General features: G+C 63.9%; 7 protein-coding genes. 5 read left to right on the top strand and 2 right to left on the bottom strand.

Annotation, left to right across the window (positions count from 1 at the left end):
* Both WDA27_03275 and nosZ read right to left on the bottom strand, forming a co-directional pair.
* Positions 1-188, bottom strand: a 188-nt coding sequence (locus tag WDA27_03275; GenBank protein MFA5889967.1) for a hypothetical protein, incomplete at its 3' end; no start/stop codon positions are given.
* Positions 189-279: 91 nt separating this feature from the next.
* Positions 280-2,259, bottom strand: a complete 1,980-nt coding sequence (gene nosZ / locus WDA27_03270; protein MFA5889966.1) for a Sec-dependent nitrous-oxide reductase — start codon at positions 2,257-2,259, stop codon at positions 280-282.
* A 266-nt stretch (positions 2,260-2,525) separates the two neighbouring features.
* On the opposite strand from nosZ, the gene aceE reads away from it, so the two are divergent.
* From aceE to WDA27_03245, 5 genes are all read left to right on the top strand, one after another.
* Positions 2,526-5,219, top strand: a complete 2,694-nt coding sequence (gene aceE, locus WDA27_03265; protein ID MFA5889965.1) for a pyruvate dehydrogenase (acetyl-transferring), homodimeric type — start codon at positions 2,526-2,528, stop codon at positions 5,217-5,219.
* A 171-nt stretch (positions 5,220-5,390) separates the two neighbouring features.
* Positions 5,391-6,761 (top strand): ABC transporter substrate-binding protein, encoded by a 1,371-nt coding sequence (locus WDA27_03260; GenBank protein MFA5889964.1) that lies wholly within the window; start codon positions 5,391-5,393, stop codon positions 6,759-6,761.
* Positions 6,762-6,798: 37 nt separating this feature from the next.
* Positions 6,799-8,226 carry an FAD-dependent oxidoreductase gene (locus tag WDA27_03255; GenBank protein MFA5889963.1) on the top strand — a complete coding sequence of 476 codons (1,428 nt, stop codon included), beginning with the start codon at positions 6,799-6,801 and terminating at the stop codon, positions 8,224-8,226.
* Positions 8,227-8,443: 217 nt separating this feature from the next.
* Positions 8,444-9,724, top strand: a complete 1,281-nt coding sequence (locus WDA27_03250; protein MFA5889962.1) for an ABC transporter substrate-binding protein — start codon at positions 8,444-8,446, stop codon at positions 9,722-9,724.
* A 7-nt stretch (positions 9,725-9,731) separates the two neighbouring features.
* Positions 9,732-10,589 carry a branched-chain amino acid ABC transporter permease gene (locus tag WDA27_03245; GenBank protein MFA5889961.1) on the top strand — a complete coding sequence of 286 codons (858 nt, stop codon included), beginning with the start codon at positions 9,732-9,734 and terminating at the stop codon, positions 10,587-10,589.
* The last annotated feature ends 41 nt before the right edge of the window (positions 10,590-10,630 follow it).

The raw sequence follows: 10,630 nt of genomic DNA, 5'->3' as shown, positions 1-10,630 counted from the left end.
AGGAAGAACGAGAGAATCACCAACCCGAGTGCCACCGATCCCAACGCGAAGCGAACTACGCGATCCGGACCGGACACCGCGCCCTGCCGAAGGCGGCCGCCGTCTCCCGAGACTGCTTCTTCGTGGCCATTACCACCTACCCCCACCCCTGCGTAACGGACGGTCGGGGTGAAACGCATATCGTCCATCCGACCAGCAATCCGCCACCACCCTCCGGTGAGGCTTGCACGTCCTCACCGGAGGGAGCGGCACTCTCATTCCTAGATCTTCACCCTCGCTTTACGGCTCGACAAGCAGCCAGCCCTGCATCTCGAGGTGCAATGCCGAGCAGAACTCGGTGCAGTAGTAGGCGAACGAACCGCTACGCGTGGCCTTGAACTTGATCGTCACCACCTCACCGGGGTCAAGACTCGCCTGTTTGTTGTAACTCGGGATCGCGAAGCCGTGCGTTGCGTCTCGAGTTTGCTCGATGTTGGTGATGTGGAGCGTGACGTCATCGCCCTTCTTCACGCGGATGATGTCCGGCGTGTAGTGGCTTCGCTGTGCCGTCATCCAGACGGTGACATTGGTCCCGGCGCGCTTGATGCGTTCCTTGCCCGGGGCCGTCGCGAACTTGGAGCGAGACATCGTTAGCGGATCCGTGTTCGGGGGGTAGACCGCGAGTGCGCCCTTGATCTTGTCCGCCTTGATCATCTGGACGTAATGCGGCTCACCGAATCCGATCGGCATGTCCGCAAGAATCCGCATGGGCTTGGAATCAAGGTCGATGAGTTGGAAGTTCTGCGGGTGCAGAGTCCCGACCAACGGATACCGATCCACCGACCACTTGTTCAGCGCCACGAGGTACTTCCCGTCCGGGCTCACCGTGTCGCCTTCGGCCGTGACGACGTGGCCGATGTTGTAGTGAACCGGCACCTTCTCCACGAGCTTGAAGGCCTTATCCGCGGAAACTCCCTCGTCCGAACCCAACGTCCACTTGGCAACCGCGCTCTCGATGAACAAGCTCGTGTACGCGTTGCCCTTGTTGTCGTACTGAGTGTGCAGCGGGCCGGCACCCAACTCCACCTGTGCCTCGAGCACGTCCTCCAACTTCAAGATCGGAACGCCGAAAGGATCCCTGCCGGAGTAGTTCTTGTCCGCAATCGCCTTCTTGATCTTGTCCATCGAGTAAACCGAAGCGTGCGGGTCGAGTTTTCCAGCCACCGTCAGATAGTGCCCGGACGGCGACACGTCCACGCCGTGCGGGCTGCGCGGCTCAGGAACGAAGTGCAGAACCCCTTCGTCCACCGCGGTCTTGAGCGACATCATGCGCACGCCGTTGCGAACTTTGAACTTGCCTGCCGCAATGACTTTCTCGGCCTTCTTCCAGTCGATGACATGGAGGAAGTCGTAGTCGTTGGCCGACGCTCCACCCTCCAGCGAAGGCTTGCCCTCGAGATTCCCACCGGTTGCCATCTCGGTGTTGTAGGAGTTGATGAAAGCAAACCCGTCGCTCGCCAGTTTGCCCGCGTCCGCCAAATCCTGGTCGTACGGCGGCAACTCGATTTGGAAGCTCTTCGAAAGCACGCCCTTGCCGGTCTTCTGGTCGACGGAAACGAAAGTGGAGACGCCCCGGTACGACTTCTTGTAGTCGGAGAGCGGCGCGTACCCACTGGGCGTCAACGGAATCGGCTGCATCGAGGAGATGTGCACGTACTCGGTGTTCGGTGTTGCGAAGACCCCGCCGTGCGAAGTCCCGATGTTCGGGATGTCCAGGATCTGCTTCGTCTTGAAGTCTCGAAGGTCCACCATTCCCAAGCGGCCGTTCGCGCGATCGTTGATGTACATGAAGCGACCGTCGTAGTCGCCGGCAGTCTCGGAGATGGCCGGGTGATGGCTGTCGCCCCACGTGAGCGACTCGCTCTTCGCGGGATCGGATCCCCGTGCAAGCACTTCGTCGCCGGAGTCGGCTCCGAACCCGTAGCCGGACCAAGGATCAGGCGAGAACACCGGGATGATCTTGAGCAGGCGCATCGAGGGCACGCCGATAACCGCCATCTGTCCGGAATGCCCTCCGGATGCCATGAGGTAGTACTCGTCGTACTTTCCTGGAGCGACGAACGTCTTGAGCGCCGCTTGAGCCTCGGTGCCGCTGAGTCCGCGCGCGGAGGCGACCTTCGTCAGGTCACTGCTGGTTGAGGCCCCCAGGCGCGCCCCGCCGATCCCGATCACCGCACCCACGATGAACGAGACGACGATGATCAGAGTCCTGCTTCTCATACCCCACCGCTCCCTTCAGAGACCCTCGCAACAGCAGCGCGAACGGCTCTCGTCCGGCGCTGCGACCCGGTGCGACCGTCCTCCCAACGCGCTCCGGGCCCCCTCCTGCGGCCGATTATCGCCCTAGAGTGGTCGGAAATCCGACGCTGCCGATAGGTGAGATTGACCCCAATGCCGGTAGGTAAGGTGCACTACGATCGAGCCGTACGCAAGCGCCACGCCTGCGCGAGATGCCGGCCGGCGTGAACCACCCGGGAGGGGTGCGCATGGCGATCATCGATGGGTTCTCCTACCAGGTTCCCGACGCCGACCCGACGGAGACCGACGAGTGGCTTGAGTCGCTCGACTCCCTGGTCCAGGCTAGGGGCAAGGCGCGCGCGCGCTTCGTGCTTATGAAGATGCTCGAGCGCGCGCGCGAACTGCAAGTGGGGTTTCCCGCGACCGTGTCGACGCCGTATGTCAACACGATTCCGAGCGACCACGAGCCGGCGTTTCCAGGCGACGAGGACATGGAGCGACGCATCCGTCGGTTCATCCGCTGGAACGCAGTGGCGATGGTCACGCGGGCCAACATGCGATCGGAAGGGCTCGGGGGTCACCTCGCCACGTACGCGTCTTCCTCGACGCTCTATGAAGTGGGCTTCAACCATTTCTTCCGCGGCCGCGACGAAGGATCGCGCGGAGATCAGGTCTTCTTCCAAGGCCACGCGGCTCCCGGAATCTATGCGCGCGCATTCCTCGAAGGTCGCTTCGACGAGACGCACCTTGACAACTTCCGCCGGGAACTCAGCGGAGGGGGGCTCTCGTCGTACCCACATCCCTGGCTGATGCCGAACTTCTGGCAGTTCCCAACGGTCTCGATGGGACTCGGTCCACTCACCGCGCTCTACCAAGCCCGCTTCAACCGATACCTGCGGGATCGAGACATCGCCGACACCGACGGGTCGAAGGTCTGGTGTTTCCTCGGCGACGGTGAGTGCGACGAACCGGAGACACTCGGGTCTTTGTCCCTTGCCGCGCGCGAGTCGCTCGACAACCTCATCTTCGTCGTGAACTGCAACCTGCAACGGCTGGACGGTCCCGTGCGCGGCAACGGCAAGGTGATTCAGGAACTCGAAGCGGTATTCCGCGGTGCCGGATGGAACGTCATCAAGGTCATCTGGGGATCGCGATGGGACGATCTGCTGGCGATGGACACCGACGGCATCCTCGTCAACAAAATGAACAGCACCGTCGACGGCGAGTTCCAGAAGTACGCCGTCGAGTCAGGCGCGTACATTCGCGAGCGGTTCTTTGGGCCCGATCCTCGCCTCCAAGCCATGGTCGCGGACATGAGCGACGACGAGTTGCGGCGCCTGCCGCGCGGCGGGCACGACTACCGCAAGGTGTACGCCGCCTATCAGTCCGCGATTGAGCATTCGGGATCGCCCACAGTCGTTTTGGCCAAGACGATCAAGGGTTGGACTCTCGGCTCAGAGATTGAGGCGCGCAACGTCACGCACCAGATCAAGAAGATGTCGCACGATCAGTTGCTCACGCTCCGTGACCGGCTGCACCTCGAGACCCACATCTCCGATGAGTCGCTTCGCGATGAAGTGCCGCCCTACTTCCGCCCGGCGCCGGGAACGCCCGAGCACGAGTACTTGCTGGAGCGGCGGCGCGCGCTCGGCGGTTTCGTGCCGAGGCGGACGGCGCGCGCCGCCGCGCTCGCCGCGCCGCAGGATTCCGTCTTCGCCGAATTCCGGCTCGGCTCAGGTGAGCAATCTGCGTCGACAACTATGGCCTTCGCGCGCATGCTCCGGAACCTGCTCCGAGACCCGTCGATCGGCAAGCGCATCGTCCCGATCGTGCCGGACGAAGCTCGCACGTTCGGGCTCGACGCCTTGTTCCGCACGTTCAAGATCTACGCGCCGCACGGGCAGTTGTATGAGCCGGTCGATGCCGGCTTGCTGCTCTCGTACGCAGAGGGGCGTGACGGACAGATTCTCGAAGAGGGGATCACCGAAGCCGGATCGATGGCGAGCTTCACCGCGGCAGGCACGAGTTACGCCACCTGGGACGAGCACGCGATCCCCTTCTACATCTTCTACTCGATGTTCGGATTCCAACGCATCGGGGATCTTGCCTGGGCGGCCGCAGATGCGCGCGCGCGCGGCTTCTTGCTCGGGGCGACCGCGGGACGCACCACGCTGAACGGTGAAGGGCTTCAGCACCAAGACGGCCACAGCCTGTTGCTCGCGTCGGTGATCCCAACCTGCCGCGCATACGATCCCGCCTTCGCCTACGAAGTCGCCGAGATCGTCCGCGACGGGGTGGCGCGGATGACCGGAGAGTCTCCGCAAGACGGCTACGTCTACATCACGCTCTACAACGAGACTATGCCGCAGCCGGCGATGCCGTCCGGCGTGCAAGATGGAATCCTGCGCGGGCTGTACCGGTTCATCGAAGCTCCGTCCGGTCCCCACCGGCGCGCGACGATCCTGTTCAGCGGGACGGCGTGCGGGGCGGCGCTGGAGGCGCGCGCACTGCTTGCGCAGGACCACGACGTCGCGGCCGAATGCTGGAGCGTCACCTCCTACAAGGCTCTTCGTGACGACGCACTCGCAGTCGATCGTCACGCGCGCCTGCATCCCGGCGAATCGGCCGCGACTCCGTACATCACGCACGCGCTGCGAACGGCCTCCGGCCCGTTCATCGCCGTAACCGACTTCGTCACGGCCGTCCCCGACCAAGTGGCACGCTGGATCCCGGGCAGGTTCGTTCCGCTGGGAACCGACGGCTTTGGACGCTCCGACGCGCGCGCGGCGCTTCGACGCCACTTCGAAACCGACGCCGCGCACGTCGTTGTCGCCGTGTTGCACGCGATAGCTGCGGACGGAGCAGCGAGTCCCGCGGAGGCGGCCGACGCAATCGATCGCTACGCCATCGATGCGGCCGCGCCGAACCCGCGCACCGCGTAGGCGACGCGAGGGCAAGACACCCAACGATTACCGTCGTCGCGGATCTCACCTTTGACCCTGTTTGCACCGGAGTGCTACCGTCCAAACGCCTCGTGAGAGGGCAGCGAGTAGCGAACACCGCCGGGAGCGCAAGTTCCTAAGCGAGAGCTCGTCAGGGTGAGGGGAGCGCGTGTGTTTCGTTTCGGAGCTCGTGTTCGCGTTGCGCGCGCATGGGGCGTCCTGCTCGCCGTCATGATCGTTGCGTCGAGTTGCGGCGCTCGGTGGACGGCGCAAGAGGACGCGCGCGCGGCCGGCGAGTTGGTCGCGTCCTCCGGCGACTCGCCGACTCCTTCGACCACCGACGCTCTGCAAGAGGTCGGGGGAATTCAAACGTCACCCCCGTCCTGGACGACCCGCACGACCGGCCCGCGCTCAGGCCTCACCGTCACCGGCGACGCAGGACCGCATCCCGGAGTAACGAACACAGAGATCACGCTGTGCGTGCTGATGCCCGAGACGGGCGCCTCTCCTCTTCCGACGGCATGGGAGAAGGGTGTGAACGCGTTCTGGGACTACCTGCGCAGGAAAGGCGGAGTGCACGGGCGGAACATCCGGCTCATCATCAAGGACACGAAGTCGGACACAGCCGAAGCTTTGGCGCGCGCGCGGGACTGCATCAACGAGGGCGCATTCAGCTTCTACACAATGGACCGCGTTGAAGTGATGTCGGCCCTCAGCAAGTTCCTGGACGACCAGGGGATTCCTCACGTACTTACCTTCGGACCACCCACGACCGCCATGAACTCCGGGTCGAAGAACAGGAATACGTTTGTCGTCTCGATGGACCACCGCGCGCAAGGTCGCCTCGTCGCCGACTACTTCTCAACCGGAGACCTGTCCAACAAGCGCCCGGCGATCGTTCGCGAAGACGTCCCCGACGCCATTCCGTTCGCCGCGTTCTTCAAGGCTCGGCTTGTCGAGCGCGGGCGGAAGGCGGTTGCGGAAGAGGCGATCAACGGTCAGGGAAACGACTTCTCTCAAACGGTCCTGAACCTCAAGAGAGCCAACGCCGAGGTCGTCGTCGCATACATGGCTCCGACAACGCTCATCAAACTCGCTCAGCAGGCGCACGCGGCTGCATACGATCCGGTGTGGTTCGCAGATGCTCCCTCCTGGAACTTCGACATGGTCCTTCAGCTCGCCAACTCGAACGGAGCGCTTAAGGGCGCGCGCGCGTTCTCCCCGTGGGTGGCGCTCTCCAGCCCCGCCGCAAGCACCTACAAGCGTGCATACGCCGAGATGTACCCGAACGAAGCTCCCGACGACATCGGACTGATCGGCTGGGGTTTGGGCGAGGTCATGCATGCCGCGCTCGCAAAGGCGGGCAAGGACCTCGGCTACAACTCATTCCGCACGGCATTCCAGACTCTGTCGGTAACGCCGACGACCTGGGGTCCACTCGATTTCCGCCCCAATCGCAGAGTCGGAACCGACTCGATCATCGAGTTCCGCGAGGACGGCGACCATTGGGTACAGGTCGGCACTTTTCGAAGTTCGTTCTAGCGCACGCGCGAAACACGCACGCCGACAGGAGGAATTGATGCAGACCGAAAGAATGCGAGTGGTCGTCGTCGGCGCCGGAGTAGCCGGCTGCGGAACTGCGGCACTACTCGCCCACAACGGAATCCAAGTCACTCTCGTCGAAAGCGATCCGTTCGTCGGCGGACGGGCCGCGACGCGCACCGCATCCGAATGGGGGTGGGCCGACGAGCGATGGAGCGAGTACCGGCCTGATTTCGGCCACCACGCCCTGGGTGGCAACGGCTTCTTCGAGCGACTGCTACGGGAAACCGGCGCTTGGGATCGCGCCGACATCCGCCCGCTTCCCATGGCGCACTTCATGGGAGACGGCCGGCTGCACCAAGCTCCCGTCACCTTCAGGCAGTCGCTGAGTGCGTACAACTACATCGGCCTCAAACAGAAGCTTCAACTCGCGAGATTCGACAGGTTCGCAAGGAAGATAGACACCGAGGAGGCCATCCAGCGGTACGGCAGGGTTCCGCTTCGCCGGCTGCTCGCCGACTTCAATCTAGGCCCGCAGGCAACCGAGATCATTGTCGAGGGATTCGCCGCCGGCTATCAGACAACCGTCGACCTCGATGCGAACTCCGCAGGCGACCTCCTGCTGTGCATGAAGCTGCTGCGGCGGGGGCTCGACAAGCACCGAACCACAGCAGTGCTCTACCCGCACGGCGGCTTCGGAAGACTGAGCCAGGCGCTCGCCGATATCGTTTCAACTCACAACGGCGAAGTTCTGCTCGGAAGTCGGGTGGAAAGGATCACGACAGAGGCCGAGCCGACGGGTGAGAGCCGCGTAACCGGGGCCACCGTCGACGGCCGGCACATCCCTGCCGACGCGGTGATACACACCGCCCCGGCATTCGATCTCGGCTTCCTGCTCGACGACCAAGTCGTCGACGCGCAGCCGGAATTCTTCAACCGCGTTGCCGAGGGACGCAAGGCCTCATCCAGTCTCGCGCTGCTTATCTGCGGCGGACCGCAGACGTTGACAGGTGCGGCACTCAATACATGGGTGTTTGTGCCTCGATCGCAACTACGCGAGTTCTCCGAGTACCTCCTCATCAGCGAACTGGATCATTCATTCGGGGTAGCCCCCGTGGGCCGACAGGTTCTCACGAGCGCCACGCTGGCCGAAGGCGACTTCGACATGCGGGAGTTCGGGGAGAAGATGCGTCGGGAACTGGAGCGCCTGTTCCCCGGCCTCGATCTCTCGAAGGCCGAGTGGACGACAACCAGGCTCTTCCCCGTCGTAGACGGTGTGGCTCGGACCATCGACTGGTACGGCGACCATCGACCGGGTCCGCGCACCCCGATCAAAGGTCTGTTTATCGCCGGCGATACGACGCAGGAGTACAGCACCGGAACGGACGGATGCGCGCAGTCCGCGTACCTCGCGGTCGAGGCAGTACTCGGACGCGACCTCGTGAGAACAGCGGACGTTCTGTGAAGGACCCGACATGCAGACCGGCGAGGGCCGAGAGTTCGCCAAGGTGAAGGGAGGGCGGGTGTTTCGCGATTCCGCTTCTTGTCGTTCTCTTGTTTCCCGCAGATGCGGTCGCGCGCGACCGGCCTCGCACCGCCGCGCGGCTCTCACGGCTCTCGGCCTTACCGCGCTGCTACTTCCCGCGTGCGGCGCGCGCTGGGCGCCGGATCTCGATTCACGCATGCTCGCGGGCTCGAACGACTCCGTCGAGTCCCCACAGACGACAACCGGGCCGATCGACCCCACCTGGTCCCCAGGCCTCGATCCTTCGGCTTCACCGGGCGATCTGCCGCGGACACCGGACGGCCGGATCAATCGGACGCGCACCTCCGTCGGCACGGAGAACTCTCCTATTGCCCCCGGTCCGCACCCCGGTGTGACCGACACGACCATCACCGTCTGCTATCTCGTTCCCTTAACGGGCGCATCACCGGTTCCGACCGACTGGGAAAAGGGCGTCAACGTGTACTGGGAACACCTTGCGTCCAAGGGCGGCATTCACGGGCGCAATGTGCAACTCCTCGTCAAGGACACCGAGTCCGACCCGGCGACCGCGAAGGCGCGCGCGCGCGATTGCATCAACGAGCAGGCGTTCGTCTACTTGATCATGGATCGCACGTACGTGGAGGCAACCGTCGTGAAGTTCCTCAACGATGAGAACCTCCCCCACGTTCTGATCGTTCCGCTCGGTGCCAAAGAGTTGAAGAAAGGCGGACGCTGGACGAACACGTTCGGCGCCGTGATGGGCGTCGAGGAGCAAGGACGACTTATCGCCGACTACTTCACCACCGGCGATCTCAAAGGCAAGCGGCCCGCTGTCGTTCGCGACGACGCCCCCGACACCGTCCCCGGCACCGAGGCGATGCGCGCGCGCCTGAAGGAAAAGGGCGTCGCGCTCGTAGCGGAGGAGCGAATTGACCCGAACGGGAACGACTACTCCAGCACCGTGCTCAACCTCAAACGCGCGAACGCCGAAGTCGTCTGGGTGTATGCGGCGCCGGTGACGATCATCAAGATCGCCCAGCAAGCGCAGGCGGCCGCGTACCTACCCATTTGGTTCGCATGCGCCCCATCGTGGAACTTCAACCAAGTTCTGCAAATCGGTAACTCCGACGGCGCAATGAAGAACGCGCGCGCGTTCTCGCCCTGGTCCTCGCTGTCGAGCCCCGCCGTGGACGAATTCAAGGCCGTCTATCGCGCGCGGTACAATCAGGAGCCGGACGACATCGGCGTCGTAGGGTGGGGATTCGGCGAAGTTCTCACCGCGGCACTGCAGGCGGCCGGTCGCGACCTGGGGCACGACACCTTGCGCGCGGCGTTCCAGAACCTGCACGCCACTCCGAAGATCTGGGCACCGCTGGACTTCGGCCCCGGTGTGCGAATCGGCTCCAACGTGATCATGGAATTCAGAGAGGCGGGAGACCACTGGGAACAGGTTGGAACGTTCCGGAATACCTTCTAGGTGAGGCATGCTCGGGTATCTGCTGATCGGGCTTGCCAGCGGTGCCGCCTATGCGTTGATGGCGGTCGGCATCGTTCTGGTCTACAAGGGATCGAAAGTCCTGTCTTTCGCGCAAGGCGAAATCGGCGCCTTCGGCATGTTTCTTGCGTGGACGCTGCACGACCGCGGGATGCCGGTCGCATTGGCGGCACTAATCGGCGTCGCGCTCGCCGGCGTGCTGGGCATTGTGGTTGAGCGGTACGCGATCCGGCCCCTTGAAGGTCGACCGCCGCTAGCCGGCGCCGTCGTGACGCTCGGTATCGCTCTCGGCCTCACCTACACCGAGGGGACCATCTGGGGGTTCAACATCAAGTCGTACCCGTCGTCGGTCGGCAGTGCATCGATCTCAGTCGGGGACGCGGTGCTGTCCACCACGAACCTGACGGCCATGCTCCTTGCCGGCACGACGGCAGCGGGGATGTATTTCTTCTTCTCTCGCAGCCGATTCGGGCTTGCGGTCCTTGCCGCCACCGCCGACCCCGACGTCGCGCGCGTTCTCGGCGTACCGGTGACACGCGTCTACCGCTTCGCATGGGGACTGGGCGGAGTCCTAAGCGGTCTTGCAGCAGTGATCCTGGTCCCCCAGTTCGGCGCGCTGGTTCCGTTTCACCAGACTCTGTTCTCGATTCGCGCGCTTGCCGGAGCCATCATCGGCGGCTTGGATTCGGTACAGGGCGCAATCGTGGGCAGCCTCATCGTCGGAGTCGCCGAGTCGCTATCGCGCGGCTACATCGGCGGGGGCGGAATCACGGACCTGGTCGTGTTCGCTCTGATCCTTTCGACGTTGTTGGTGCGCCCGCGGGGGCTGTTCGGTGCGCGCGCCTAGATTCGCCGCGAACCCCCGATGGTTAGCAGGCGCCGCTGCGG

This window comes from Actinomycetota bacterium, from assembly GCA_041658565.1.
Classification (GTDB): domain Bacteria; phylum Actinomycetota; class AC-67; order AC-67; family AC-67; genus JBAZZY01.
Note: the sequence above shows the minus strand (reverse complement) of the source record. Positions and strands in the feature narration are given on the sequence as shown.